The organism is Pseudomonas mendocina, from assembly GCF_900636545.1.
GTDB lineage: Bacteria > Pseudomonadota > Gammaproteobacteria > Pseudomonadales > Pseudomonadaceae > Aquipseudomonas > Aquipseudomonas mendocina.
The window spans coordinates 2,117,855-2,143,190 of sequence record NZ_LR134290.1 but is presented as its reverse complement, the minus strand read 5'-3'; the positions used below and the strand labels follow the sequence as shown (position 1 = coordinate 2,143,190).

The window sequence follows — 25,336 nt, the reverse complement described above, 5'->3', positions numbered from 1 at the left end:
TTGAAAACTGCCGGAGGTTACCACAAAGCGTGCCGCACACCTACCCCGCGAAGGCGCGCGCGCGGCCGGCTCAATGCAGGCGCTTGCGGCACATCAGTTGCGCCATCTTGGCGCTATCGGGACGCTCGACCACACCTTTCTCGGTCACGATATAGTCAACCAGATCAGCCGGCGTCACATCGAGCACCGGATTGACCGCAGGCACATCCGCCGCCACGCACTGGCCCGCCACTTCCAGTAATTCGCGACCATCTCGTTCTTCGAGCAGAATGTCTTCGCCACTTTCCAGGCTCATGTCGATGACCGAGCTGGGTGCCACCACCATCAAGCGCACGCCGTGATGCATGGCGTTGACCGCCAGCTGATAGGTGCCGATCTTGCTGGCGACATCACCATTGGCAGCGATGCAGCCGGCCCCGACGATGACCCAAGTGATGCCCTTGGTTTTCATCAGATGTGCTGCAGCGGCATCTGCATTGAGACTGACCGGCACACCATCGCCCGCCAGCTCCCAGGCGGTCAGCCGCGCGCCCAGCAGCCAGGGACGGGTCTCGTCGACATGCACATGCTCGATCAACCCTTCCAGATGCGCCGCACGGATCACCCCGAGCGCAGTGCCGAAGCCTCCCGTGGCCAACGCACCGGCATTGCCGTGGGTCAGCAACACCTGAGGATTGCCCTGATGCCTGCGGATCAGCTCCATACCCAGCTGCGCCGTAGTCAGATTCGCCTCACGATCGCTGACGTGAATTCCGACCGCCTCGACCTCCAACAGCGCCAGGACATCGTCATCCTCCTTGAGTCGCACCAGGCGCTCATGCATGCGCTGCAGCGCCCAGGACAGGTTTACCGCCGCGGGTCGTGCGCGCTCCAGACAGGCAAAATCCTCCTCCAACGCCTCACGCCAGTCTCCGCCGGCCTGCAGTCGCGCACGCGCACCCAGCACCAACGCATAGGCGCCGGCGATACCCACAGCCGACGCACCGCGCACCACCCTGTCGCGCATCGCATCGACCACCTCGGCGACGGTATCGCAGCGCAACCAGGTCTGCCGATGCGGCAACAGGCGCTGATCGAGCAAATACAGCGCGCCATCGCGCCACTCGATTGCCTGAACCTTCTCCACCGCCAGCAATTGCTCGCGCATCGTGCTCTCCACCTGATAACCGTCAAAAAAGCCGCGAATTATACTCAGACAGGCAGATACCAGCCGAACAATCCGGCACATCCCTACGACTTCAAGCTACGCGCGTTCATCTATACACTGGCGGCCTTCCTTGCACCGATCAAGCCAGACGGACACACCCAATGCCCGAAGCCCCTCTCGACCTGTTGCTGCTGCCCTCCTGGCTGGTGCCCGTAGAACCGGCCGGGGTAGTGCTGCGCGACCATGGCCTGGGCATCCGCGACGGACAGATCGCACTGATCGCACCACGTGCCGAGGCACTGCGCCATCCTGCAGCGGAGGTGCGAGAACTCCCCCAATGCCTGCTTGCACCTGGCCTGATCAACGCGCACGGCCATGCGGCGATGACGCTCTTGCGCGGCATTGCCGACGACCTGCCGCTGATGACCTGGCTGCACGAGCACATCTGGCCCGCCGAAGGTCAGTGGGTCGACGAGGATTTCGTCCGCGACGGCACCGATCTGGCGATTGCCGAACAGATCAGGAGCGGCATCAGTTGCTTCTCCGACATGTACTTCTACCCGCAGGTGGCCTGCGAATGCGTACATAACGCAGGCGTCCGGGCGCAGATCACCGTACCGGTACTGGACTTCCCGGTGCCCGGCGCGCTCAACGCCGCCGAGGCGCTACGCAAGGGCCTGCAACTGTTCGATGATCTCAAGCAACATCCACGCATCCGCATCGCCTTCGGCCCTCACGCGCCGTACACGGTGAGCGACGACAAGCTCGAGCAGATTCGCGTGCTGGCTGATGAACTGGATGCCGGTATTCATATGCACGTCCACGAAACCGCCCAGGAAGTGGCTGAAGCCGTCGCCAAGCACGGCGAACGCCCACTGGCGCGCCTGGCTCGCCTTGGCCTGCTCGGCCCGCGCTTCCAGGCAGTGCACATGACCCAGATCGATGACGAGGATCTGGCTCTGCTGGTGGAGCACAACTGCAGCATCGTCCACTGCCCTGAATCCAACCTCAAACTGGCCAGCGGCTTCTGCCCTGTCGAGCGGCTGTGGCAGGCCGGCGTCAACGTCGCCATCGGCACCGACGGCGCCGCCAGCAACAACGACCTCGACCTGCTCGGTGAAACCCGCACCGCTGCCCTGCTGGCCAAGGCCGTCGCCGGTTCTGCCACCGCATTGAATGCCCACAGCGCCCTGCGCATGGCCACCCTCAATGGAGCCCGCGCACTGGGCCTGGAAACACAGACCGGCTCGCTGGAACTGGGCAAACTGGCCGACATGGTCGCCTTCGACCTTTCCGGCCTGGCCCAGCAACCGATCTACGACCCGGTTTCGCAGCTCATCTATGCCAGCGGCCGCGACTGCGTTAAGCACCTCTGGGTCGGCGGCAAACAGCTGCTGAAGGATGGCCGCCTGACGCGCATGGACGAAGGCGAGCTGATCACCAAGGCACGGGCCTGGGGCGATAAAATTGCCAGGAAGTGATCGCCACGCAGCGCCCTCGACACTGCGACAAACTGACATACATTGAACGAATCCGCGCCGCCCCATGCTCAGTCTTAAACTGGCAACATAGCGGCAATACGCTTTCCAGCTTTGAAAGAGATGCTTATGAGCAACGTCGACCGCGCCGAAATCGCCAAATTCGAGGCCCTGGCACACCGCTGGTGGGATCGCGAAAGCGAGTTCAAACCTCTGCACGACATCAACCCGCTGCGGGTCAACTGGATCGACGAGCGCGTCGGCCTGGCCGGCAAACGCGTGCTCGACGTCGGCTGCGGCGGCGGTATCCTCAGCGAGGCCATGGCCCAGCGCGGCGCCACCGTCACCGGCATCGACATGGGTGAGGCGCCGCTTTCGGTCGCCCAGCTGCACCAGTTGGAGTCGGGCATCGAAGTCGACTACCGACAGATCACCGCCGAAGCCCTGGCTGAGGAAATGCCAGGCCAGTTCGACGTGGTGACCTGCCTGGAGATGCTCGAGCACGTGCCCGACCCGTCCTCGGTGATCCGCGCCTGCCAGAAGTTGGTCAAACCGGGCGGCCAGGTGTTTTTCTCCACCATCAACCGCAATCCCAAGGCGTATCTGTTCGCGGTAATCGGCGCCGAATATATCCTGCGCCTGTTGCCACGCGGCACCCACGACTTCAAGAAGTTCATCCGCCCCTCCGAACTGGGCGCCTGGAGCCGTGCAGCGGGCCTCGAGGTCAAGGACATCATCGGCCTGACCTACAACCCGCTGACCAAGCACTACAAGTTGGAAGTTGACGTCGATGTCAACTACATGATCCAGACGCTGAGGAAAGACTGATGCGTTTGCGCGCTGTACTGTTCGACATGGACGGCACCCTGCTCGACTCGGCGCCGGACTTCATCGCCATCACCCAGGCCATGCGCGCGGCTCGCGGCCTGCCGCCGCTGGCGGACAAGGTCATTCGTGACCAGGTATCCGGCGGCGCGCGCGCCATGGTCGCCTGCGCGTTTGATGAGGCCCCGGACTCGCCTGCCTTCGAAACGCTACGCCAGGAATTCCTCGATCGCTATCAAGAACACTGCGCGGTACTTACCCGTCCGTTCGAGGGCATCGAAGCCCTGCTAGGCGACATCGAGCTGGCGCACCTGCAGTGGGGCGTAGCCACCAACAAGCCGGTACGCTACGCCGAGCCGATCATGCAGCGCCTGAATCTAGCCGAGCGCTCGGCCGTGCTGGTCTGCCCGGATCATGTCGAGCAGAGCAAACCCGCACCGGACATGCTGCTGCTCGCCTGCCAGCAGATGGGGGTTAAACCCGGAGAGGTGCTGTTCATCGGTGACGATGCACGTGACATCGAATCCGGCCGCGCCGCCGGCTGCCGCACTGCCGCGGTCACCTACGGCTATATCCACCCCGAAGACAACCCGCGCAACTGGGGCGCCGACGTCGTCGTCGATCACCCATCGGAACTGCGTACCGTACTCGATCGCGCAATCTGCAGCTGCTAAGCCGCCACCCCGAATTTCGGCGGGCCCGCCCGCCTCACTTCAGCATCGCGAAGGACCCTGAACATGTTCGACTACACCGCCCGCCCAGACCTGCTCAAGGATCGCGTCATCCTGATCACCGGCGCCGGGCGCGGCATCGGCGCAGCCGCCGCCAAAAGCTTCGCCGCACACGGTGCGACCGTACTGCTGCTGGGCAAGACCGAAGCCAACCTGAGCCAGGTGTATGACGAAATCGAGGCAGCCGGCCACCCGCAACCAGTAGTGATCCCCTTCAACCTGGAGACCGCCCTGCCGCACCAGTACGACGAACTGGCAGTGATGATCGAGAACGAGTTCGGCCGACTCGACGGCCTGCTGCACAACGCCTCGATCCTCGGCCCGCGCACGCCACTGGAGCAGCTCTCCGGCGACAATTTCATGCGTGTGATGCATGTGAACGTCAATGCCATGTTCATGCTCAGCAGCACCCTGCTGCCGCTGCTCAAACTGTCGCAGGATGCCTCTGTCGCCTTCACCTCCAGCAGCGTCGGCCGCAAGGGCCGCGCCTACTGGGGCGCATATGCGGTATCCAAGTTCGCGACCGAAGGCCTGATGCAGGTGATGGCCGATGAGCTGGACGGCATCGCCAACGTGCGTGCCAACAGCATCAACCCAGGCGCGACCCGCACGGCCATGCGCGCCCAGGCCTACCCAGGAGAGAACCCGGCCAGCCGCCCTCTGCCCGAAGAGATCATGCCGCTCTACCTCTACCTGATGGGCCCGGACAGCAAAGGCGTCAGTGGCCAGGCGTTCGACGCCCAGTAAGAGATACGCCATGGCCTGCTGCAGACAGTGGGCCATGCTGCGACAGAAATCCGCCATGCCCCTTGCCGCACGGCAGCACATTGCCACCAGCACCGCCAGACAACCGGCAATTGCTTGCCGGACAGCCCCGGCGATCCCACCTAAAACCTTTATTTATCAGGGCGTTATGCCAGCATGAACCAGTTGGCATGGAATTCGCTCTAACCCTCTCGTCGCACCATCGCGCCAGAGGTTCAGCTCCATGGTTCCCCCCAGCCACTCCAACACCATCGACTTCGACGCCGCCAAACTGCAGCGCCTCGGCTTTACCGGCAACCGCAATCTGCCGCTCAAGCCCACCAGCCTGGTAGGGCTGCGCCACCAGTTGAGCCTGCAACTGCAGACCAGCCTGGACGCGGAGCGCATCCTGAACCTGTTCTATCGCGAAGTGCAGCGTCTGGTGCCACTCGATGCACTGGCTTTCCAGCATCCCTCCTACGATCTGCGCATGGAACTGGGTGAGCGCGCACCGCACTCGGCCGGCTATCGCCTGAGCCACGAGGGAGAGTACCTGGGGGAACTGATCTTCCGTCGCAAGCAACGCTTCGCCGAGGACGAGCTCATCCAGCTGGAGTCCCTGCTGGCCAGCCTGCTGTTCCCGCTGCGTAACGCCCTGCTCTACCGAACCGCACTGCAAAGCGCCCTGCGCGATCCGCTGACCGATACCGGCAACCGCATCGCCATGGACCAGGTCCTGCAGCGCGAGGTGGACCTGGCCCGCCGCAACCTGCAGCCGCTATCGCTGCTGATGCTCGATATCGACCACTTCAAAACCATCAACGACAACCACGGCCATGCGCTTGGTGACGAGGTGCTGAAAGCCGTCGCGCAGACCCTGAAGAACCAGTTGCGCAACGTCGACATGGTGTTCCGCTACGGCGGCGAGGAGTTTCTGGTGATTCTTTCAGGCACCAGCCGCGACGGAGCCGCACTGGTGGGCGAGCGCCTGCGCTTTGCGGTACTGGAACTGCAATGCCTGGATGCCGGACGCCCGATTGACGTCTCCATCAGTCTCGGCTGCGCCAGCCTGTTGCCGGGCGAGTCAGCCGAAAGCCTGCTGCGCCGAGCTGATAACGCCCTTTATGTGGCCAAGCGCGAAGGCCGCAATCGCCTGTCCATGGCCGGCTGAAAGACTGCAAGGCGCGAATGAACTCCGCGCCAGAATGAAAAAAGGGACTCTGTGGAGTCCCTTTTTTCGTTTATCAGCGTTTACGACCAAAGCCGGGGCGTTGACCATCGCCAGATGGCGGACGCTTGCCGGGTGCTGCTGGACGCGGCTTGCGCGCCGGGCGCTCGGACAACTCGACGGCCGGGCGCGGCTGACGCTTCTTCACATCGCCCGGACGCTCCGCCACCGGTGTGCCACGGCCATTCTCGCGGCGCTCACCACCCTCTTTGCGCGGACCACGCGGCGTTCGCTGCTCAGCTTCCTCGCGGCGCGGGGCACGGCTCGGGCGAGCATTTTCGGCACCTGCCTCATCTTTCGCCGGACGCAGTACACGCTTGCCACGCACTTCCACCGGTTTGGCCGACTTGCGCTGCAGGCGGTCGAGCTTCTCGCGGGTCTTTTCCTTCATCGCCGGCAGCGCCTGCGGAGTCAGGCCGACTTCGGCGCTGAGGATGTCGACTTCGCGCTGATCCATCTCGCGCCAACGGCCCATGGTCAGTTCGGAGGTAAGGAATACCGGTCCGAAACGCACACGCTTCAGGCGGCTGACCACCAGCCCCTGGGATTCCCACAAACGACGAACCTCACGGTTGCGCCCTTCCATCACCACACAGTGATACCAGTGGTTGAAGCCTTCACCGCCTGGCGCTTCCTTGATGTCGGTGAACTTGGCCGGACCGTCCTCGAGCATCACGCCGGTCTTGAGGTTCTCCAGCATTTCCTCGGTCACTTCACCACGCACACGCACTGCGTATTCGCGGTCCATTTGATAGGACGGGTGCATCAGGCGGTTGGCCAATTCACCGTCGGTGGTGAACAGCAGCAAACCGGTAGTGTTGATATCGAGGCGCCCGATGTTGATCCAGCGCCCTTCTTTCGGACGCGGCAAACGGTCGAATACAGTGGGGCGCCCTTCCGGGTCGTCACGGGTGCAGATCTCGCCGTCAGGCTTGTTGTAGATCAGCACACGGCGAACCGAGCCGGTGATCTCTTCACGCTTGAGCAGGCGACCATCGAGGGCGATGGCATCATTGGCATCGACGCGCTGGCCCAGGGTCGCAGCGGCGCCATTGACCTTGACCCGCCCTTCGGCGATCCAGGTTTCTATCTCGCGACGCGAGGCCAGCCCGAGGCGGGCCAGGACTTTGTGCAGCTTCTCGCCTGCAGGACGCGGTTGTTCGTGCTCAGTCATCTTGGGCACCTCCCGGTGTAGTAAAGGATGATCGAAGGGCGCGCATCATACGCACTAGAAAGCCCTTAGGGTAGGTGATGCTGTACTTCTGTCCACTTTGCCCCCCCACAAAGCCGCCTCCAGTATCGTTAGGCCAGTTTGAAAGTCATCTTCACGCTGACAAGCCGCCAAGGCCGAGCTAGGGTGCCAGCCATGAACATCATCACGCTGCTTCTACCCTATCAACCACCGTGGGACTGGCAACAGTTCCATGGCCACTTCGCCCTACGTGCGGTCCCGGGACTCGAGTCACTGAGCGCAGACAGCTACAGCCGCGGCTTCAGCATCGACGGTGCGCCAGGCTGGCTACGCGTGGCACCGTTGCCCGGGCAGAACGCCCTGGAACTGCGCTGCCGCATCGCGTCGCCAGCGCATCTCGATCAACTGGAGCAGCGCGTGCGGCGCATGTTCGATCTCGATAGCGAGCCAGACGCGATTGCCCGCCACCTAAGCACCGACGAGCTGCTCGCACCGCTGCTGCAGCGCAACCCAGGCCTGCGATTGCCAGTAGCGTTCGATCCGTTCGAGCAGGCGGTACGTGCCATCGTCGGCCAACAGGTCACAGTCAAGGCGGCGGTCACCATAGTCGGGCGCCTGGTACAACGCGTCGGCACGCCGATCGAGACGCCGGAAGCGCTGGGCATCAGCCGTCTGTTTCCGACGCCGCAGGTGCTTGCCGACGCAGATCTGACTGGCATCGGCATGCCCGGCAAGCGCGTGCAGTGCCTGCAGCATTTCGCTGCAAGTATTGCTGACGGCAGCCTGCAACTGAGCCTGCGCGACGGCAGCGCGGCGTTGATCGAGCAACTTTGCTCCCTGCCCGGCATCGGCCCGTGGACAGCGGAGTACATCGCCCTGCGTGCATTCGGTGAAGCCGATGCCTTTCCCGCCAGCGATCTTGGCCTGCTCAAGGCGCCAGTATGGGGAGTTGGCGGCATCGACGCCCGTCGTCTGAAAATCCGCGCCGAAGCCTGGCGTCCCTGGCGAGCTTACGCCGCCGCGCATCTCTGGCATTGCTATTCGGGAGGCTGACCATGCATTACCGCTACCAAGACAGCCCCATCGGGCCACTGTTTATCGCAGGCGACGAAAGCGGCCTGCAATTGCTGCTGATGGAACTGGACAGCCGCCCCTGGCGCATCGAGGAAACCTGGCAACCCGCTGGCCACGAGTTGGACGCCGTGTGCAGCCAACTGGACGAATACTTCGCAGGCAAGCGCCGTCAGTTCGAACTGCGCCTGGCGCCCAAGGGCACGGCATTCCAGCAGGCCGTCTGGCAGGCGCTGCTGGCCATTCCCTATGGCCGAACCTGCAGCTATTCCGAGCTGGCCCACGTCATCGGCAGGCCGCAGGCCGTACGCGCGGTGGGAGCGGCCAATGGCGCCAACCCCATATCCATCATCGTGCCCTGTCATCGGGTGATCGGTCGCAATGGCAGCCTCACCGGTTATGCGGGCGGACTGCCGCGCAAGCAGCAACTGCTGGAACTTGAGGGCGTGTTGCAACCAACGCAAACGCAGTTGGCTTTGTGAGCGAAGTGCACCCTGGATGCCAGGGTGCGCCGGGTAGAGCAGCTTTGATCAGATTCTGACGTTACCGCGCGGCCCCATTAGCGCCCAGATGATCAGACCGATAACCGGCAACAGCACGATCAGCAGAATCCAAAGAATCTTGATGCCGGTCTCGGCGTTGCTCTTGATCACATTGATGATGGCCCAGATATCCAGGGCCAGAATGACCAGGCCAATCAGCCCATTGAAAGTAGAACCCATGACGACACTCCTGTCTTAAAGGTTGCCTTCATAAGATAGTCGGCAGCCAGCCTGGGTTCCCGTAGGGTTTGTTCCCATTGCGCGCGTGACATGAAATGGAGCCGGCGTCTCAGTCACCCAGGCGCGGAAAACGCCTGGCGATATCGTCGCCGGTGCGCTCCGGCGCCTCGTCACTGCCACTTAGGCGCACGACCAGCGCATGCGGCTCCTCACCCAGGTCGAACCAGTGGCGGGTGCCGACCGGCAAGGTCAGCAGATCACCACGCTCGCCTTGCAGCAGGTAGACGTAACCATCGAGATGCACGCTGAGCTGAGCGAAACCGCCGATGAACAACCAGGCGCTGACCGAGGCCTGTACCTGCTCATCCAGGTAGCGAGCACGCAGCTCCAGCTTCTGCGGATGGTTGCGCTGCAGGTTGAACAGCTCCTGCTGCACGTGACCTTCCCTGCTCATCAACGCCTGCAGCCAGAGGCCATAAGCCGCATCGAACTCCGCCTGCTCGCAGCCGGGTCGCAACGCAGCCGGCAGCTCCACCTGGCGATAGTCAATACCCACCGCCGCCAGCGTGCTGGCGATGTCATCGGCGTGGTTCAGTACCTTGTTCGGCAACTCCGGTGAGGTGTGCAGGTGGACGGCGAGACTGCTCATGAAGGATTCACTCGATTCAGGGCCGCTCGGGCGGCAGACGGGTGGCTATGACGTAGGCTGCAAGCAAGGCTACCAGACTGGCGATGGCGAAGGTCCAGGCCGGGCCTAGGCTCTTCCAGCTGTAACCGGCATACAACGCGCCCAACGCACCGCCGATGCCGGCCAGACTGACATAGAGCGCCTGGGCCTGACCCTGCTGGCGATCGGCGAAACTACGTTGTACGAAGTGGATGCATCCGGCATGGAAGGCGCCGAAGGTAGCGGCGTGCATGCACTGCGCCAGCAGCAGCACCGGCAGGTACTGGGCCAGATTACCCAGCAGCAGCCAGCGCAAGGCGGTGATCAGGAAGCTGGCCAGCAACACGGTGCGCAGCGAGTAACGCTGCAGCAGTCGCGCCATGACCAGGAACAGCAGAATCTCCGCTACTACGCCCAGCGCCCAGAACAGACCGATGGCGCCGCGGCTGTAGCCGACGCCCTCCAGATGCAGGGTGAGGAAGGTGTAGTACGGGCCATTGCTCAACTGCATCAGCCCAACGCAGATGTAGAACGCGAGAATGCCGGGGCGGCGCAACTGGCGCAGAAAACCCTCCGGCTCCAGCGCGCTCGGACGCAGCACAGGCTGTGCATTGGGCACCCAGAAACTGCTGATGACGATACCGCCCATGATCACCAGCAGCGCTGCCGGGTACGCGTCCAGGCTCAGCCATTCGAACAGCAGGCCGAGGCCGACCACGGCGACGATGAAACCGATGCTCCCCCACAGGCGAATCTGGCTGTAGCGCGCCGCCTGCTCGCGCAGATGGGCCAGGGTAATGACCTCGAACTGCGGCAACACCGCATGCCAGAAAAAGGCATGGGTGGCCATGATCAGCGCCAGCCAGGCATAGCTCTGACCGAGAAAGATGCCAGCGAAGCAGATCAGGGTGCACAACGCGCCGAGGCGCACGATCAGCAATCGCTGGCCGGTGTGGTCACCCAACCAGCCCCACAGGTTCGGTGCCAGACAGCGCATCAGCATGGGAATGGCGATCAGCTCGCCGATCCGTGCCGGGGAAAAGCCCAGGTGATCGAAGTACAGCGCCAGAAACGGCGCCGTACCGCCGAGCAAGGCGAAGTAAAAGAAGTAGAAGCCGGACAGCCGCCAGTACGGCAAGGCCGCGCTCATGCCGCCGCCTGGATCACAGTTGTGGCAGCACCGGCGTGGTGACGCGCACGTCGGCGTTCTGCGCGCGGTGACGCAGCAGGTGATCCATCAGCACGATAGCCATCATCGCCTCGGCGATCGGCGTGGCGCGGATGCCAACGCAAGGGTCGTGACGGCCCTTGGTGATGACGTCCACCGGGTTGCCGTCGACGTCGATGGAACGCCCCGGCGTGGTGATACTGGAGGTCGGTTTCAGCGCCAGGTGGGCAACGATCGGCTGGCCACTGGAGATACCGCCGAGGATGCCGCCGGCGTTGTTGGAGAGAAAACCCTCAGGGGTCAGCTCGTCACGGTGCTCGGTGCCACGCTGGGCGACGCAGGCGAAGCCGGCGCCGATCTCTACGCCCTTGACCGCATTGATGCTCATCAGCGCATGAGCCAGTTCGGCATCAAGGCGGTCGAAGATTGGCTCGCCGAGGCCTGGCATGACGCCTTCGGCAACCACAGTGATCTTCGCGCCGACCGAATCCTGGTCGCGGCGCAATTGATCCATGTAGGCCTCCAGCTCCGGCACCTTATCCGGATCGGGGCTGAAGAAGGCATTCTGCTCGACGCTGTCCCAGGTCTTGAACGGAATTTCGATGGGGCCGAGCTGGCTCATGTAGCCACGGATGACGATGCCCTGGCTGGCCAGGAACTTCTTGGCGATAGCACCAGCGGCCACGCGCATGGCAGTTTCGCGCGCCGAGCTACGGCCGCCGCCACGGTAGTCGCGGATGCCGTACTTGTGGTGATAGGTGTAGTCGGCATGGGCCGGGCGGAACAGATCCTTGATCGCCGAGTAGTCCTTGGACTTCTGGTCGGTGTTGCGGATCAGCAGGCCGATGGAGCAACCGGTGGTCTTGCCCTCGAACACCCCGGAGAGGATTTCCACCTCGTCGGCTTCCTGGCGCTGCGTAGTGTGGCGGCTGGTGCCCGGCTTGCGGCGATCCAGGTCGCGCTGCAGGTCTTCCAGAGAAATCTCGACACCCGGCGGGCAACCGTCGACGATGGCGACCAGCGCCGGGCCATGGCTTTCGCCAGCGGTGGTGACGGTGAACAGCTTGCCGTAGGTATTGCCGGACATGGGAAGACGCTCCGCGAGATTCAGCATCGGCCTGACACTGCGCAGGCTCGATTCACAAGGTGGGCGAGTATACCTGCCACCTACTTGCAGTTCACCCCGAACCTTGTTCAACCGAACGCGTCCAATGCCAACCTGCCACTACCCTGCCCCCATCATGCTGCGAGCCCTGCTCTTGTCCCTCACCCTGATCACCGGCCTGGCCCAGGCCAGCACCACCCGCCAACTGCCCATCAGCCTCGATACCGACCAGGGCACCCTGTACGGCAGCCTGCTGCTGCCGCAAAGCGACAAGCCGGTGCCGGTGGCGCTGCTGATCGCCGGCTCCGGCCCCACCGACCGCGATGGCAACAACCCCGAAGGCGGCCATAACGACGCACTGAAGAAGCTGGCTCAGGTGCTGGCACGCAACGGCATCGCCAGCCTGCGCTACGACAAGCGCGGCGTGGCCGCCAGCCGGGCCGCCACGCCGGATGAAAAGGACCTCAGCGTCGAGCACTACGTAGCCGATGCAGAAGGCTGGGCCAGGCTGCTGCGGGACGATCCACGCTTTGATCGGCTGATTCTCATCGGCCACAGCGAGGGCGCGCTGGTTGCCAGCCTGGCCGCGCCCGGTAGCCAGGCCGATGCACTGGTTTCGATAGCCGGCCCCGCCTACCCCATCGGCCAGGTGCTGGATATGCAACTGGCCATGCGCCTACCGCCGCCGTTGCTGGACGAAAGCCGGCACATCCTCGCCAACCTGATTCGCGGCAGGCTGCAGCCGAAGGTGCCGAAAGAGCTACAGGCGATCTATCGCCCCAGCGTGCAGCCCTACCTGATCAGCCTGCTGCGCCAGGACCCGGCAGCGAACTTCGCCGCACTGCAGATTCCCGCCTTGATCGTGCAGGGCACGCACGATGCCCAGGTCAGCCCGGACAACGCCGAGGTGCTCAAGCAGGCCAAACCCGATGCCGAGCTGGCACTGATTCCCGGCATGAACCATGTCATGCGCATCACACCGGCGCCCTGGAACGAACAGCTAGCGTCCTACGACGATCCGCAGCTACCCTTGGCCCGCGCGCTGGGCGAGCGGATCGTCGCCTTTATTCGCTCCAGTGCTGAGGAAAATGGCCGATAACGCATCGAAGGCCGCCGAACAGTACACAGGACGCCCATGAGCGAAAACCCAGCCCCACAGGCGCAAGCCACCGACGCCGAAGCAGTTGCAGGCGAAACGCCCGCTGTAGCGCATCCTTGGTCTGATCTGCCAGCCGAGCAGTTCAACCTGCTGCGTCTGGCGCCGCTGCCCGTCGACCGTGAAACCGGGCCGAGACCGCTGCGCTTCGTCCAGCTTGGCCGGGTAGAACGGCATGCCAAGGACACCAGCCTGTTGCGCCTGACCATCCAGGTGCCCGGCCAGCGCCTGCATCGTCAGACCAACCTGCTGGAAGTCTGGGCCGACCATCAGAGCAAGGAGGTGCGTTTCGGCCCGGACAAGGGCCTGAGCGTCGAGCCGGCCAATCGCGGTCTGGGGCGCTTTCTCATGGCCCAAGGCATCGCCTGGGCACGCAAGCATTACGCGCACTATCAGGTAGAGGGCGGCGCCCTGCCGACGAAGGACAACTTCAACGAGGCCGCTCGCGCCCGCCGTGATCACGCGCTGAAGGCACAGGGTTTCACCATCGAGTACAGCGACCCGTTGCAGCTCAAGCCTTTCTACAGCGCACCGCGGGTCAGCTCGCTACACGGCGACTGGCATACCGAAAAGGTGCAGATCCTCGAGTTGCTCGACGCCGCCGCCATGCTCCAGCAGGCCGACCAGACACTGCAGGAGCAGGACGTCAAATTGCGCAAGCTGGAAGACCGGGTCGAGCGACTCAAGCGCGAAGACAGTGGCCTGCGCTTCACCATTACCTGCCTGGTCGCGTTCAGCCTGTTTCAGGCGGGGCTGCTGATTTGGATCGCCACACGCTGAGAGACTATTTACGATCATCTGCGCGTTGGCGCTACTGCGTTGAAAACAAGCTCGAAATGCTCATGTACAAAAGTACAGTCGAACGCGACCCCGACCGTTTCTCGCTTGCTTTCGCCTTGTATCGCTCTAGCTCGAAAGATCGTAAACAGCCTCTACTGACGGCCTACACGACCTAACGGCACCGGCGAATCAACCGTTGATACGCGAACGAAACAGCTGCTGATACTCGCGGCACTGCTTGGCCGCCAGCAGGAACACGCCGTGCCCGCCGCGCTGGAAGTCCAGCCAGGTAAAGTCGACTTCCGGGTACAGTGCCTCGACATGCACCTGGCTGTTGCCCACTTCGACGATCAGCACGCCACGCTCGGTCAGGTGATCGGCCGCTTCGGCCAGCATGCGCCGCACCAGATCCAGACCGTCAGCGCCGCAGGCGAGGCCCATCTCCGGCTCGTGCTGGTATTCGGCCGGCATGTCGGCAAAGTCCTCGGCGTCGACATAGGGCGGGTTGGACACGATCAGGTCGAAACGCTGTCCAGGCAATTCGGCGAAACCATCACCCTGCACGCAATAGACGCGTTCCTCCAGGCCATGTCGCTCGATGTTGAGATTGGCTACCTCCAGCGCTTCGAACGACAGGTCGCCCAGCACCACTTCCGCCTCGGGAAACTCATAGGCGCAGGCGATGCCGATGCAGCCTGAGCCGGTACACAGGTCGAGGATTCGCGCAGGCTCGACTGGCAGCCAAGGGGAGAAATGACGGTCGATCAGCTCGGCGATTGGCGAGCGTGGCACCAGCACGCGTTCATCGACCACGAAGGGCAAACCGCAGAACCAGGCCTCGCCCAGCAGGTAAGCGGTAGGAACACGCTCTTCGATTCGGCGCTGGAGCAACGCCTGCAAGTGGGCGTGCTCGTCGTCTTCCAGGCGGCAATCGAGGTAGGCGTCGGAGATTTCCCAGGGCAGGTGCAATGCGCCGAGCACCAGTTGGCGCGCCTCGTCCCAGGCGTTGTCGGTGCCGTGGCCGAAGAACAGTTGCTCGGCCTGAAAACGGCTGACGGCCCAGCGGATGTAATCACGCAGGGTACGTAAACGGGTAGTGAGAGCGGTCACGGGCGGCCTCCGGATGAAAAGTGCGGAAGTTTAGCCCAGTGCAGGTAGCTAGCGCATGAACGTCGGATTAACGAGCGCTCACGAGCCGTTATGTTTCTTGCGTTCCGCATCCTCGTCGGGGCGGCGCAACTCGCGCAGCACTGCGACCGATACGGCGATGGAGAACAAAAGCCAGAAATGCGGGGACAACTGCGACAAAAGCGACATGGCAACTCCTTTTGCGTACGACCCTGACTCCTTCGGGGCAGTTCCGATTCTGCTCTCGCACCATGCCCTGAGCAAGTATTGGCGCAGATAGAGGTTCACAGACCGCTCTGGCCAGCGGACAATGGCAAATCATCACCATCAGCCAGGAGCCCGAGATGTCCCATCCGCAAACCATGTTCCAGCTCACCGGTCGTGGCCACGCAGCGGCCAGCCTGAGCAATGCGACCTTGCTGATCATCGATGCCCAGGAAGAATACCGCAGCGGCGTACTGGCACTTCCCGGCCTGGACCCTGCACTGGCGGAGATCGCCAGCCTGCTGGCAGCCGCCCGCGCCGCCGGCACCGACATCGTTCACGTCAAGCACCTTGGCATCCCGGGCGGCCTGCTCGACCCCAGCGGCCCACGCGGTCGTCATCTGCCGGAGGCAGCGCCACTGGCAGGCGAAATCGTGGTGGAAAAACGCCTGCCCAACGCCTTCGCCGGCACCGAACTGCATGATCGCCTCCAGGCACTCGGCCACCTGGACCTGATCGTCTGCGGCTTCATGACCCACTCCAGTGTCAGTACCACGGTACGCGCCGCCAAGGATTACGGTTATCGCTGCACCCTGGTCGATGCGGCCTGCGCCACCCGCGATCTACCCGCACCGGATGGCAGCGTGATCGCAGCCGCCGAGGTCCACCGCATCGAGATGATCGCCCTCGGTGACAACTTCGCCACACTCGTGCCGCAAGCCAAGTCGCTGATCTGACTTTCCGGTCGAAGACCGACAGACTGCGGAACCCCAGCGAAACCGGCCGGTCATACCGCCGATAAGCCAAAGGAAATCGGAATGAAGCTGTCCGACGACTTCGATGCACGCCGCCTGCGTCCGCGCCAGCCGAAACACTGGCGCCTGCGCATCGGTGCCGGCCTGGGTGCCCTGCTCGCCGCCTTCGGCATCCTCCTGTCGATGGCTGGCGTCGCATCGCTGGCAGGCCGTGCTCCGGTACTGGGTACGCTCAACGACTCCACCGGAGAAGCCATCGTCCTGCTGCTGCTCGGCCTTTTCCTGCTGTGGGCCGGCATCGCCTTCTGGCGTCGCTGCCGCCGACGCCTGCGCCGCCCCAGCGACCTGAGCATGTCACCAGCACTGATGAGGAAGCGCGACTGACGGCAACAGGCAGCTAAAAATCACCTGAGGCTGCCTTCAACGTTGCGCAGCGGTGGCCCGCCGAGATGGCAGGCCATAAAATACGCGCCTGTTTCGCGGAGCCACCGATGCAAGACGACGACTTTTCCCTGTTCCAGGCCGAGCTGCGCGGCGTCAAGCCGCTCAAGCACGACCGCGCCGACACCGGCAAACCCAAATCCGATCGCAAGCAGTTCAACACTTTGCGCCAGGCTGCGACCATCAGCCAGGGCGAAATCAAGGTGGATGGCCTGTCCGACCAGTTCGTCATCGACGTCGGTGCCGAGGACGCCCTGTACTGGGCTGCCAACGGCATGCAGGAAGGCCAGATGCGCAAGCTCAAGCTTGGCCAGATTCCGTTCGACGGCAGCCTCGATCTGCACGGCATGAGCGTCGAGAAAGCGCGCGACACGCTCTGGGAGTTTCTCGCCGAAGCCACCAAACTGGAGATTCGCTGCGTGCGCGTCACCCACGGCAAGGCGGTACGCATGGACGGGCGCAAGCCAATGATCAAGAGTCACGTGAACACCTGGTTACGCCAGCACCCGCAAGTACTGGGCTTCAGCTCCTGCCTGGCCAAACACGGCGGCACTGGCGCGGTGTACATCATCCTCAAGCGCACCATGATGGATGGTCGCGACGAGTGACGAAACGCGTATAGACGCCTGACACTCTTGTCAGGCCAATACCGGCGCCCTACCCTGCGCCCTTCGATACCCAACAGGATTTTCCATGTCCCTGGAACAACACTACACCGCCATCCTCGGTCAGCTCGGCGAAGACGTCTCCCGCGAAGGCCTACTGGACACGCCAAAGCGTGCCGCCAAGGCCATGCAGTACCTTTGCCGCGGCTATCAGCAGACATTGGAAGAGGTGACCAATGGTGCGCTGTTCAGCTCAGACAACAGCGAAATGGTGCTGGTCAAGAACATCGAGCTGTACTCGCTGTGCGAGCATCACCTGCTGCCGTTCATCGGCAAGGCTCACGTGGCCTACATTCCCAACGGCAAGGTACTGGGCCTGTCCAAGGTCGCACGCATTGTCGATATGTATGCCCGCCGTCTGCAGATTCAGGAAAACCTCAGCCGGCAGATCGCCGAAGCGGTCGAACAGGTCACCGGCGCCCTCGGTGTGGCGGTGGTAATCGAGGCGCAGCACATGTGCATGATGATGCGTGGTGTGGAGAAGCAGAACTCGTCCATGGTCACCTCGGTGATGCTCGGCGAATTCCGCACCAACCCGGCGACCCGCGGTGAATTCCTCAACCTGGTTCGCTGACACCACTCAAGACGACGGCCGCTCACTTCGGTGAACGGCCGTCGGCATTTCAGGAGTTAGAAAGATGTTGCTCAAAGCTCTTCGTATAGGCCTGGGTCAGCTCGTCGTGTTCGCCGACTGGATCAGCCGCCCGCGCAAGCTCAAGCGCAGCCCCGAGACGCAAGCCGAGGTCGAACGCGCCACGGCCAACCTGTCGCTGTACCAGTTTCACGCCTGCCCGTTCTGCGTCAAGGTCCGTCGCACCCTGCACCGCCTTAACCTGCCGGTGCAGCTGCGCGACGCCAAGCACGACGGCGAGCACCGCCAGGCCCTGGAGCAGCAAGGCGGCCGTATCAAGGTGCCGTGCCTGCGCATCGAGGAAAACGGCCAGAGCACCTGGCTGTACGAGTCCAAGGCGATCATCGCCTATCTGGATCAGCGCTTCGCCGGCTGACACTGGTGGACGCGGATCAGGCGCCATCCACCGTTGCGCTGAACCGTGGCCCGGCTGCAATCCGGGAGCCTTGAAGCTACCCTGCAGCGGTCATTTCGCGGCTGAAGCCGCTCCTACAGGATCGGCGCCTCTTCGCCCGCTGTAGGAGCGAGCGCTGCTCGCGAACCCCATCAGGGTTCGATGCCGTAGGCCTTGAGCTGGTCGAGGAACTGCGCTTCGTCCAGTACCTTCACCCCCAGCTCGCTGGCCTTGGCCAGCTTCGAGCCGGCGCCTGGTCCGGCCACTACGCAGTGGGTCTTGGCCGAGACCGAACCGGCCACCTTGGCGCCCAGGCTTTCCAGCTTGCCCTTGGCCACATCGCGGCTCATCACTTCCAGCGTCCCCGTCAGCACCCAGGTCTGGCCGGCCAGGGGCAGACCTTCGGCGACCTTCTTCTCGCTTTCCCAGTGCATGCCGAAATCGCGCAGTTGCTGTTCGATGGCGCACGCTAACTGGGCGTTTTCAACGCTGTCGAAGAACTCACGCACAGCCTTGGCCTGCTTCTCCGGCAGAGCCTGGCGCATGTCCAGCCAATCGCCGCCGAGCACGCCCTCCAGGCTGCCGAAACGCTCCGCCAGTTTCTGCGCAGCACCAGGGCCAACTGTGGGGATGTTCAGTTTGTCGAGCATGCCGCCAAGCGTGGCGATGGCCGAAAACTCGGCACTCAACTCACCTTCTTCTTGCAGCTCGAGGCCGCATTCGCCCAGCAAGGCGCTGATCACCTGCTGGTTGTGTTCATCCTCGAAGAAGCTGTGGATCTCGTGCGCGACTTCCAGGCCAATGTCCGGCAGATAGGTCAGTACCTGCGGCAGCGCCTGGCGCACGCGCTCCAGAGAAGCCAGCGAACGGGCCAGTACCTTGGCGGTTTCCTCGCCTACATCGGGAATGCCGAGGGCATAGATGAAGCGCGCCAGGGCCGGTCGCTTGCTGTCCTCGATGGCCTTGAGCAACTTGTTGCTGGAGACTTCGGCGAAGCCTTCCAGGCCGATGATCTGCTCGAAGGTCAGTTTGTACAGGTCGGCCGGCGAGCCGATCAGCTTCTCGTCCACCAGTTGCTCGATGGTCTTGTCGCCGAGCCCCTCGATGTCCATGGCGCGGCGCGACACGAAGTGGATGATCGCCTGCTTGAGCTGTGCCTGGCAGCTCAGGCGACCGACGCAGCGGTACACCGAGCCTTCGCTGAGCGACTCCTTGCCCTTGCTGCGCTTGACCAGTTGTGTGCGCTCCACCGCCGAGCCGCACACCGGGCATTGCTCAGGAATCTGCACGGGGCGCGCATTCTCCGGGCGACGCTCGGGCACCACTGCCATCACCTGCGGGATCACGTCGCCGGCACGGCGGATGATCACCGTATCGCCGATCATCACACCGAGGCGCGCCACTTCATCCATGTTGTGCAGGGTTGCGTTGGCCACCATCACACCTGCCACCTTGACCGGATGCAGACGCGCAACCGGCGTCACCGCACCGGTACGCCCGACCTGGAATTCCACGTCGAGCAACTCGGTGAGCTCTTCCTGCGCAGGGAACTTGTGGGCGATGGCCCAGTGCGGCGTACGGGCGCGGAAGCCCAGCTGTTGCTGGTCTTCGATGTTATTGACCTTGAACACCACACCATCGATGTCATAGGCCAGGCTCATGCGTCGCTGACCGATGTCGCGGTAGTAATCCAGGCAGGCCTCGACGCCCTTGGCCAGCTTCAGTTCACGACTGATGGGCACGCCCCAGGCTTTCAGCTGCTGCAGCATGGCCACCTGGGTACCCGGCAGTTCGCCGCTGACCTGGCCGACGCCGTAGCAGCAGAACTCCAGCGGGCGGCTGGCGGTGATTTTCGGGTCGAGCTGACGCAGGCTGCCGGCAGCGGCGTTGCGTGGGTTGGCGAAAGTCTTGCCGCCAATCTCGGCCTGGCGTGCATTGAGCTCCTCGAAGCCGGACTTGGGCATGAACACCTCGCCACGCACCTCCAGCACCTGCGGCCAGCCCTCGCCCTGCAGCTTGAGCGGCACGTTGCGGATGGTCCGCACGTTGCTGGTGATGTCCTCACCGGTGCTGCCATCGCCGCGCGTGGCACCGCGCACCAGCTGGCCGTGCTCATAACGCAGGCTGACGGCCAGGCCATCGAGCTTGGGTTCGCAGCTGTATTCGATTTCGGCACCGTCGCCGAACAGATCACCACCCGACACGCCGAGACCATTCTGCACGCTGCGGTCGAAGGCGCGCAGATCGTCCTCCTCGAAGGCGTTGCCCAGGCTGAGCATCGGCACTTCGTGACGCACCTCACCAAAGGCGCTTAGCGCCTCACCACCGACGCGCTGGGTCGGCGACTCCGGCGTGACCAGTTCGGGATGCTCGGCTTCCAGCGCCTGCAACTCACGAAACAGGCGGTCGTACTCGGCATCGGGCACGCTCGGCTCGTCCAGCACGTAGTAACGGTAGTTATGCGCGTCCAGTTCGTTGCGCAGTTCGGAAATACGTTGGGCGGCGTCGGTCATGCTCGGTCTCTCAAACGAAAAGAGCAGCCTTGGCTGCTCTCTTTTGACTTCGTGTACAGGTCAGCGTTTCTGGGTCAACTGCCGGCGCTCGAACTCGACGATGCGCTGGCGGTAGTGTTCGATGGTCTGCGCGGTCATCACGCTGCGCTGGTCGTCCTTCAGCTCGCCACCCAGTTCGTGCGCCAGCTTGCGTGCAGCCGCAACCATGACGTCAAAGGCCTGCTTCGGATGACGCGGGCCAGGCAGGCTGAGGAAGAAGCTCACCGCACGGGTGCTGAAGCCTTCGATATCGTCCAGATCGAACGTGCCGGGCTTGAGCGCATTGGCCATGGAGAACAGCACCTCGCCATTACCAGCCATGCTCTCGTGACGGTGGAAGATGTCCATCTCGCCAAAACGCAGGCCGCTTTCGAGGATGTTCTGCAACAGAGCCGGCCCCTTGAAGCCGAAGTCGTCGCGGGCGACCACGTTGATCACCAGCACTTCTTCCACCGGCGCAGCATCAGCGGCAGGCTTGGCGGGCTTCTTCGGCTCTCTCGGCTCGACCTCATCGACCGGGTTGAGCAAGGTTGGTACCGGCTCGTCGACCGCCAGGTTGAGGTCACCCTGCTGCGGCTCGTTACGCGAGCGGCGCGGCAGGTCCTTGGCGCTCATCGACGGCAGGTCTTCTTCATCGAGCTGTGGCTCGTGGTCGCGATTGACCACACGAGGCGGGCTTAACAGGTCCGGATCACCTTCGTCATCCGGCATATTGGCGAAGCTGCGGTCGAGCTTGAATCTAAGTTTACCCTTGCCGCCGCGCATACGACGCCAGCCGTCGAAAAGAATGCCAGCGATAACGATGATGCCAATAACGATCAGCCACTCGCGCAGACCGAATTCCATGAAATACCTGACCCTTAACAATTCTGGTGAAAAAAAGATCCAATCAATCGGATCACAACTCGACTATAAACGCGGCGCCAACTTCATGTTCTATCTGACGTTTTCCGCGTGTAACAAAAGTGGGCAATAAGCTAGCACGACGAAAGGCAACTTTACACAGGGAGCAACATAAGGTTGTGCCTATATTCAGTTAATCCCACGGCGCTCTGCCATCACGCCTCCACCATCGCCAACGCCTCCTCGACATCCACTGCCACCAGACGCGAGCAGCCCGGCTCGTGCATGGTGACCCCCATCAGTTGATCGGCCATTTCCATGGCGATCTTGTTGTGGGTGATATAGATGAACTGCACCGTCGCCGACATCTCCTTGACCAGTCGCGCATAGCGCCCGACGTTGGCATCGTCCAGCGGTGCGTCTACTTCGTCCAACATGCAAAACGGCGCCGGATTGAGCTGGAAGATGGAAAACACCAATGCCAAGGCGGTCAACGCCTTCTCTCCACCGGAGAGCAAATGAATGGTGCTGTTCTTCTTGCCCGGGGGCCGCGCCATGATGGTTACACCGGTATCGAGTAAATCTTCGCCGGTGAGTTCCAAATAAGCGTTGCCGCCACCGAAAACTTTTGGAAAGAGTGCCTGCAAACCGCCGTTGATCTGATCGAAGGTGTCCTTGAAACGATTGCGCGTTTCCTTGTCGATCTTGCGGATCACGTTCTCCAGGGTTTCCAGCGCCTCGACCAGGTCGGCGTCCTGAGCATCCAGGTAGCGCTTACGCTCGGACTGCTGTTGATACTCGTCGATGGCCGCCAGGTTGATAGGGCCGAGACGGGCGATACGCGCGGCCATGCGCTCCAGCTCTTCTTCCCAGGCGCTTTCCGTGGCCTCGGCCGGCAGCGTGGCGATCACCCCGTGAAGATCGTAGTTGTCCTCGGCGAGCTGGTCGGCTAGGGCCTTGCGCCGCACGTTGAGCGACTGCCAGTCCATACGTTGTTGCTCCAGCTGGCTGCGCAGCAGTTGTGCCTGCTGCTCGGCCTGGGTGCGGCGCTTCTCGGCATCACGCAGCTCGCGGTCGGCATCTTCCAGCGCCAGGCGTGCCTGACGCAATTCGTCGTCCACCGCCATGCGCCGTTCGAGCAGTTCTTCGAGCTTGATACGCAACTCTTCCAGCGGCGCCTCGCCCTCTTCCAGGTTCAGCGACAGCTGTTCGCGCCGCTCGTGCAGGCGCTCGGCCTGCATTTGCAAGCGCTCCAGCGCCTGACGGGTGGAGTCGTGCTGCGCCTTGAGCGAGCCGACGCGCACCGCCAACTGGTGCGCGTGATCCTTGTGTTGGCGGGCCTCCTGACGCACACGATCGAGGCGCTCGCGCAGGCTGTCACGGCTGGCCAGCAGGCTTTCGCGCTGCTCGTTATCCAGCGCCATGGCGTCCAGCGCATCCTGCAGTTGCAGGCGCGACTCACCCAGTTGTTCCTGCTCGACCTCACGTTGCTCGGCCGCTTCCTGCAGTTCGTCCTGCAGACGGCGACGGCGCAGACCCAGTTGCTCGGCCTTGGCCTGGCTGGCGGACAGCTTTGCCTTCAACTCACTCAGTTGCCGCGCCAGCTCCTGGCCTTGGCGACGCTGCTGCTCACGCTGCTCCTCCTGAAGACGTTGATCATCGCGCAACGCCAGCAGGCGTTCATCCAGTTGCGCCAGGGCCGCTTCACGCTCTTCGCGCTCCAGCTGCAAACGCTCGAGTTCCTGACCGCGCGCCAGCACGCCGCTGTCCGCCTCGGCAGCGCGGCGCACACGCAGGAAGTGCCGGCCAACCCAGTAGCCGTCGCGGCTGATCAGGCTTTCGCCTTCGGCCAGGTGAGCACGGGCGGCCAGCGCCTGCTCCAGCGATTCCACCGGGCGCACACCGGCCAACCAGGGCGACAGGTCATGGCTCGACTCGATCTTGTCCAGCAGACTGCCAGCACGGCGTGCGCCGCCACTGGCGAGGCTGGCCAAGCGCAGCTCGCCCTGCTCCAGCGCAGAGAAATCCAGGCCGGCGAAATCGTCCAGCAGCACGGCCTGCAGGTCGGCACCGAGCACGGTTTCCACCGCCAGCTCCCAGCCGGCTTCCACGCGCAGCCCTTCAGCCAGACGCGGGCGATGTTGCAGGTTCTGCTCGCGCAACCACTCGCCGGCGCCCTGCCCCGGATCGAGCGCCGCCTGTTGCAGCGCCTCCAGCGACGCCAGGCGGCCGTTGAGGCGTTGCAGCTCGCCTTGCGCCTGCTGCTGGGCCTGCCCGGCCTGCTGCAGTTCCTCGCGCAGTTGCTGCAGGCGCTCGGCCTGCTGCTCTTCGGCCAGTTGCAGCGCTTCATGCTCCAACTCGCCGGCAGCAAGCTGTTCGTTCAATTCAAGAATGGTGGCGTCTTCGGGATCAGCCGCCAGTTGCTGCAACTCTTCGTTCAGGCGGCGCTGGCGTTCGGCCAGGCGTTCCAGGCTCTGCTCCAGCTGAGCGATGCGCGACTGTTGCACCTCGGCCTGGCGGCGCGGTTCGGCGCTGCGCTGGTTGAAGCCGTCCCACTGCTCCTGCCAGCCATGCATGGCGGCCTCGGCCTCTTCCAGGCTGGCTGCGGATTCTTCGGCGGCAGCCGCAGTCATCTCCTGCTCGGGCAGGAGCATTTCCAGCTCTTCACCCAGGGTCGCAAGCAAGGTGCGGTCGTGCCCCAGGTGCGATTCGGTTTCCAGGCGCGCCTTCTCCGCCTCGCGCAAATCGTCCTGCAACTGACGCAGGCGCTGTTGGCCATGCTGGATGCTCTGCTCGACGCGGGCGATGTCGCCACCCACGGAATAGAAGCGGCCCTGCACCAGGTTGAAACGCTCGGAGAGTTCGTGATGGCCGTCGCGCAGACGCTCGATGGCGGCATCGGCGCTGCGCTGTTCGGCCACCAGCGCCTCGAAGGCCACTTCCTGGTCGCCGATCACCTGCTCGCGGCTGCCCACCTGCTGGTTCAGCCCCTGCCAGCGCAAGGCCAGCAGTTGCGCCTTGAGTTGACGTTCCTCGGCCTTGTATTCCTGGTACTTCTCCGCCGCCTGGGCCTGACGGTGCAGGCGTTCGAGCTGGCGCTCCAGTTCTTCACGCAGGTCGGTCAGGCGCGCCAGGTTTTCCTGGGTGCGGCGGATACGGTTCTCGGTCTCGCGACGGCGCTCCTTGTACTTGGAGATGCCGGCGGCTTCCTCGATGAAATTGCGCAGCTCCTCGGGCTTGGCCTCGATCAGCTTGCTGATCATGCCCTGCTCGATGATCGAGTAGCTGCGCGGCCCCAGGCCGGTGCCGAGGAAGATATCGGTGATATCGCGGCGACGGCACTTGGTCCCGTTGAGGAAATAGGTGTTCTGCCCGTCGCGAGTCACCCGGCGGCGGATGGAAATCTCGGCGAAGGCGGCGTATTCGCCCACCAGCGAGTTGTCGCTGTTGTCGAAGATCAGCTCGATGGAGGCCTGGGTCACCGGCTTGCGCGTGTTGGAGCCGTTGAAGATGACGTCGGTCATCGACTCACCACGGAGGTTCTTCGCCGAACTCTCGCCCATCACCCAGCGAACGGCGTCGATGATGTTGGACTTGCCGCAACCGTTGGGCCCGACCACCGCCGCCATGTTGCTGGGAAAGCTCACCGTCGTCGGATCGACGAAGGACTTGAAGCCGGCCAGCTTGATGCTTTTCAGGCGCATCTGGG

25 protein-coding genes are annotated in these 25,336 nt (G+C 63.3%); 14 read left to right on the top strand and 11 right to left on the bottom strand.

Annotated features, from left to right (window positions below; translation table 11 throughout):
• Nucleotides 1-70 precede the first annotated feature (70 nt).
• On the bottom strand, nt 71-1,147 hold the full coding sequence (mtnA, locus tag EL191_RS09855; RefSeq protein ID WP_013715081.1) for an S-methyl-5-thioribose-1-phosphate isomerase: 1,077 nt from the start codon (nt 1,145-1,147) through the stop codon (nt 71-73).
• 161 nt (nt 1,148-1,308) lie between these two features.
• Between mtnA and EL191_RS09850 the strand changes: the two genes are divergently transcribed.
• From EL191_RS09850 to EL191_RS09830, 5 genes are all read left to right on the top strand, one after another.
• Nucleotides 1,309-2,628 (top strand): TRZ/ATZ family hydrolase, encoded by a 1,320-nt coding sequence (locus EL191_RS09850; protein ID WP_041978460.1) that lies wholly within the window; start codon nt 1,309-1,311, stop codon nt 2,626-2,628.
• A gap of 126 nt (nt 2,629-2,754) precedes the next feature.
• Nucleotides 2,755-3,453 carry a bifunctional 2-polyprenyl-6-hydroxyphenol methylase/3-demethylubiquinol 3-O-methyltransferase UbiG gene (gene ubiG, locus EL191_RS09845; protein ID WP_041978457.1) on the top strand — a complete coding sequence of 233 codons (699 nt, stop codon included), beginning with the start codon at nt 2,755-2,757 and terminating at the stop codon, nt 3,451-3,453.
• Nucleotides 3,453-4,124: an N-acetylmuramic acid 6-phosphate phosphatase MupP gene (mupP, locus tag EL191_RS09840; RefSeq protein ID WP_041978454.1), complete on the top strand. Its 672-nt coding sequence runs from the start codon at nt 3,453-3,455 to the stop codon at nt 4,122-4,124. Before ubiG ends, mupP begins: the two co-directional genes overlap by 1 nt.
• Before the next feature lie 63 nt (nt 4,125-4,187).
• Nucleotides 4,188-4,928 (top strand): YciK family oxidoreductase, encoded by a 741-nt coding sequence (locus tag EL191_RS09835; protein ID WP_041978452.1) that lies wholly within the window; start codon nt 4,188-4,190, stop codon nt 4,926-4,928.
• Between the two features lie 241 nt (nt 4,929-5,169).
• Nucleotides 5,170-6,096, top strand: a complete 927-nt coding sequence (locus EL191_RS09830) for a GGDEF domain-containing protein (protein ID WP_013715076.1) — start codon at nt 5,170-5,172, stop codon at nt 6,094-6,096.
• A gap of 73 nt (nt 6,097-6,169) precedes the next feature.
• On the opposite strand, the gene rluB is transcribed toward EL191_RS09830, so the two are convergent.
• The gene (gene rluB / locus EL191_RS09825; protein ID WP_041978450.1) at nt 6,170-7,327 is read right to left on the bottom strand and encodes a 23S rRNA pseudouridine(2605) synthase RluB; all 1,158 of its coding nucleotides are present in this window, start codon (nt 7,325-7,327) and stop codon (nt 6,170-6,172) included.
• Between the two features lie 192 nt (nt 7,328-7,519).
• Here rluB and EL191_RS09820 point away from each other — a divergent pair, with 192 nt between their 5' ends.
• Both EL191_RS09820 and EL191_RS09815 read left to right on the top strand, forming a co-directional pair.
• Nucleotides 7,520-8,398, top strand: coding sequence for a DNA-3-methyladenine glycosylase family protein (locus EL191_RS09820; RefSeq protein ID WP_041978448.1), 879 nt, complete (start codon nt 7,520-7,522; stop codon nt 8,396-8,398).
• 2 nt (nt 8,399-8,400) lie between these two features.
• Nucleotides 8,401-8,898 (top strand): methylated-DNA--[protein]-cysteine S-methyltransferase, encoded by a 498-nt coding sequence (locus EL191_RS09815; RefSeq protein ID WP_041978446.1) that lies wholly within the window; start codon nt 8,401-8,403, stop codon nt 8,896-8,898.
• A gap of 48 nt (nt 8,899-8,946) precedes the next feature.
• Here the strand turns inward: EL191_RS09815 and EL191_RS09810 are convergent, their stop codons facing one another.
• The 4 genes from EL191_RS09810 to aroC form a co-directional block, all read right to left on the bottom strand.
• Nucleotides 8,947-9,138, bottom strand: coding sequence for a PLDc N-terminal domain-containing protein (locus EL191_RS09810; protein WP_017363204.1), 192 nt, complete (start codon nt 9,136-9,138; stop codon nt 8,947-8,949).
• 109 nt (nt 9,139-9,247) lie between these two features.
• The gene (locus tag EL191_RS09805) at nt 9,248-9,787 is read right to left on the bottom strand and encodes an acireductone dioxygenase (protein WP_041978444.1); all 540 of its coding nucleotides are present in this window, start codon (nt 9,785-9,787) and stop codon (nt 9,248-9,250) included.
• Between the two features lie 16 nt (nt 9,788-9,803).
• Entirely contained in the window at nt 9,804-10,955 is a 1,152-nt protein-coding gene (locus EL191_RS09800; RefSeq protein ID WP_041978441.1) for an MFS transporter, read from the bottom strand.
• Between the two features lie 13 nt (nt 10,956-10,968).
• Entirely contained in the window at nt 10,969-12,060 is a 1,092-nt protein-coding gene (gene aroC / locus EL191_RS09795; RefSeq protein WP_017363201.1) for a chorismate synthase, read from the bottom strand.
• A gap of 124 nt (nt 12,061-12,184) precedes the next feature.
• On the opposite strand from aroC, the gene EL191_RS09790 reads away from it, so the two are divergent.
• On the top strand, nt 12,185-13,177 hold the full coding sequence (locus EL191_RS09790) for an alpha/beta hydrolase (protein ID WP_041978438.1): 993 nt from the start codon (nt 12,185-12,187) through the stop codon (nt 13,175-13,177).
• Nucleotides 13,178-13,213: 36 nt separating this feature from the next.
• Nucleotides 13,214-14,014, top strand: a complete 801-nt coding sequence (locus EL191_RS09785; RefSeq protein ID WP_017363199.1) for a hypothetical protein — start codon at nt 13,214-13,216, stop codon at nt 14,012-14,014.
• Between the two features lie 189 nt (nt 14,015-14,203).
• Here EL191_RS09785 and prmB read toward each other — a convergent pair whose 3' ends face one another.
• Together prmB and EL191_RS24655 are read right to left on the bottom strand one after the other, a co-directional pair.
• A complete protein-coding gene (gene prmB, locus EL191_RS09780) occupies nt 14,204-15,124 on the bottom strand; it encodes a 50S ribosomal protein L3 N(5)-glutamine methyltransferase (RefSeq protein WP_041978436.1) in 921 nt (306 codons plus the stop codon).
• Between the two features lie 78 nt (nt 15,125-15,202).
• Nucleotides 15,203-15,331: a hypothetical protein gene (locus tag EL191_RS24655; protein WP_255212338.1), complete on the bottom strand. Its 129-nt coding sequence runs from the start codon at nt 15,329-15,331 to the stop codon at nt 15,203-15,205.
• 155 nt (nt 15,332-15,486) lie between these two features.
• On the opposite strand from EL191_RS24655, the gene EL191_RS09775 reads away from it, so the two are divergent.
• From EL191_RS09775 to EL191_RS09755, 5 genes are all read left to right on the top strand, one after another.
• Nucleotides 15,487-16,083, top strand: a complete 597-nt coding sequence (locus EL191_RS09775) for a cysteine hydrolase family protein (protein WP_013715065.1) — start codon at nt 15,487-15,489, stop codon at nt 16,081-16,083.
• An 81-nt stretch (nt 16,084-16,164) separates the two neighbouring features.
• Nucleotides 16,165-16,485 carry a hypothetical protein gene (locus EL191_RS09770; protein WP_013715064.1) on the top strand — a complete coding sequence of 107 codons (321 nt, stop codon included), beginning with the start codon at nt 16,165-16,167 and terminating at the stop codon, nt 16,483-16,485.
• A gap of 107 nt (nt 16,486-16,592) precedes the next feature.
• Nucleotides 16,593-17,150, top strand: a complete 558-nt coding sequence (locus EL191_RS09765; protein ID WP_017363196.1) for a Smr/MutS family protein — start codon at nt 16,593-16,595, stop codon at nt 17,148-17,150.
• Between the two features lie 85 nt (nt 17,151-17,235).
• On the top strand, nt 17,236-17,781 hold the full coding sequence (folE, locus tag EL191_RS09760) for a GTP cyclohydrolase I FolE (protein ID WP_013715062.1): 546 nt from the start codon (nt 17,236-17,238) through the stop codon (nt 17,779-17,781).
• A 64-nt stretch (nt 17,782-17,845) separates the two neighbouring features.
• Nucleotides 17,846-18,214, top strand: coding sequence for a glutathione S-transferase N-terminal domain-containing protein (locus EL191_RS09755; protein WP_041978432.1), 369 nt, complete (start codon nt 17,846-17,848; stop codon nt 18,212-18,214).
• 170 nt (nt 18,215-18,384) lie between these two features.
• Here EL191_RS09755 and ligA read toward each other — a convergent pair whose 3' ends face one another.
• From ligA to smc, 3 genes are all read right to left on the bottom strand, one after another.
• On the bottom strand, nt 18,385-20,745 hold the full coding sequence (gene ligA, locus EL191_RS09750) for an NAD-dependent DNA ligase LigA (RefSeq protein WP_041978430.1): 2,361 nt from the start codon (nt 20,743-20,745) through the stop codon (nt 18,385-18,387).
• 60 nt (nt 20,746-20,805) lie between these two features.
• Nucleotides 20,806-21,630 (bottom strand): cell division protein ZipA, encoded by an 825-nt coding sequence (zipA, locus tag EL191_RS09745; RefSeq protein WP_013715059.1) that lies wholly within the window; start codon nt 21,628-21,630, stop codon nt 20,806-20,808.
• Nucleotides 21,631-21,842: 212 nt separating this feature from the next.
• Nucleotides 21,843-25,331: a chromosome segregation protein SMC gene (smc, locus tag EL191_RS09740; protein ID WP_041978428.1), complete on the bottom strand. Its 3,489-nt coding sequence runs from the start codon at nt 25,329-25,331 to the stop codon at nt 21,843-21,845.
• Nucleotides 25,332-25,336: the final 5 nt, after the last annotated feature.

What these genes read in the sequence shown, in the direction of transcription:
- EL191_RS09810 (WP_017363204.1), bottom strand. Translation starts at nt 9,138, where the DNA reads ATGGGTTCTACTTTCAATGGGCTGATTGGCCTGGTCATTCTGGCCCTG.
- mtnA (WP_013715081.1), bottom strand. Translation starts at nt 1,147, where the DNA reads ATGCGCGAGCAATTGCTGGCGGTGGAGAAGGTTCAGGCAATCGAGTGG.
- EL191_RS09790 (WP_041978438.1), top strand. Translation starts at nt 12,185, where the DNA reads ATGCCAACCTGCCACTACCCTGCCCCCATCATGCTGCGAGCCCTGCTC.
- zipA (WP_013715059.1), bottom strand. Translation starts at nt 21,630, where the DNA reads ATGGAATTCGGTCTGCGCGAGTGGCTGATCGTTATTGGCATCATCGTT.
- mupP (WP_041978454.1), top strand. Translation starts at nt 3,453, where the DNA reads ATGCGTTTGCGCGCTGTACTGTTCGACATGGACGGCACCCTGCTCGAC.
- EL191_RS09755 (WP_041978432.1), top strand. Translation starts at nt 17,846, where the DNA reads ATGTTGCTCAAAGCTCTTCGTATAGGCCTGGGTCAGCTCGTCGTGTTC.
- EL191_RS24655 (WP_255212338.1), bottom strand. Translation starts at nt 15,331, where the DNA reads ATGTCGCTTTTGTCGCAGTTGTCCCCGCATTTCTGGCTTTTGTTCTCC.
- EL191_RS09820 (WP_041978448.1), top strand. Translation starts at nt 7,520, where the DNA reads ATGAACATCATCACGCTGCTTCTACCCTATCAACCACCGTGGGACTGG.
- folE (WP_013715062.1), top strand. Translation starts at nt 17,236, where the DNA reads ATGTCCCTGGAACAACACTACACCGCCATCCTCGGTCAGCTCGGCGAA.
- EL191_RS09800 (WP_041978441.1), bottom strand. Translation starts at nt 10,955, where the DNA reads ATGAGCGCGGCCTTGCCGTACTGGCGGCTGTCCGGCTTCTACTTCTTT.
- EL191_RS09815 (WP_041978446.1), top strand. Translation starts at nt 8,401, where the DNA reads ATGCATTACCGCTACCAAGACAGCCCCATCGGGCCACTGTTTATCGCA.
- EL191_RS09835 (WP_041978452.1), top strand. Translation starts at nt 4,188, where the DNA reads ATGTTCGACTACACCGCCCGCCCAGACCTGCTCAAGGATCGCGTCATC.
- EL191_RS09775 (WP_013715065.1), top strand. Translation starts at nt 15,487, where the DNA reads ATGTCCCATCCGCAAACCATGTTCCAGCTCACCGGTCGTGGCCACGCA.
- EL191_RS09850 (WP_041978460.1), top strand. Translation starts at nt 1,309, where the DNA reads ATGCCCGAAGCCCCTCTCGACCTGTTGCTGCTGCCCTCCTGGCTGGTG.
- smc (WP_041978428.1), bottom strand. Translation starts at nt 25,331, where the DNA reads ATGCGCCTGAAAAGCATCAAGCTGGCCGGCTTCAAGTCCTTCGTCGAT.
- EL191_RS09805 (WP_041978444.1), bottom strand. Translation starts at nt 9,787, where the DNA reads ATGAGCAGTCTCGCCGTCCACCTGCACACCTCACCGGAGTTGCCGAAC.
- EL191_RS09765 (WP_017363196.1), top strand. Translation starts at nt 16,593, where the DNA reads ATGCAAGACGACGACTTTTCCCTGTTCCAGGCCGAGCTGCGCGGCGTC.
- EL191_RS09830 (WP_013715076.1), top strand. Translation starts at nt 5,170, where the DNA reads ATGGTTCCCCCCAGCCACTCCAACACCATCGACTTCGACGCCGCCAAA.
- aroC (WP_017363201.1), bottom strand. Translation starts at nt 12,060, where the DNA reads ATGTCCGGCAATACCTACGGCAAGCTGTTCACCGTCACCACCGCTGGC.
- EL191_RS09770 (WP_013715064.1), top strand. Translation starts at nt 16,165, where the DNA reads ATGAAGCTGTCCGACGACTTCGATGCACGCCGCCTGCGTCCGCGCCAG.
- rluB (WP_041978450.1), bottom strand. Translation starts at nt 7,327, where the DNA reads ATGACTGAGCACGAACAACCGCGTCCTGCAGGCGAGAAGCTGCACAAA.
- ubiG (WP_041978457.1), top strand. Translation starts at nt 2,755, where the DNA reads ATGAGCAACGTCGACCGCGCCGAAATCGCCAAATTCGAGGCCCTGGCA.
- EL191_RS09785 (WP_017363199.1), top strand. Translation starts at nt 13,214, where the DNA reads ATGAGCGAAAACCCAGCCCCACAGGCGCAAGCCACCGACGCCGAAGCA.
- ligA (WP_041978430.1), bottom strand. Translation starts at nt 20,745, where the DNA reads ATGACCGACGCCGCCCAACGTATTTCCGAACTGCGCAACGAACTGGAC.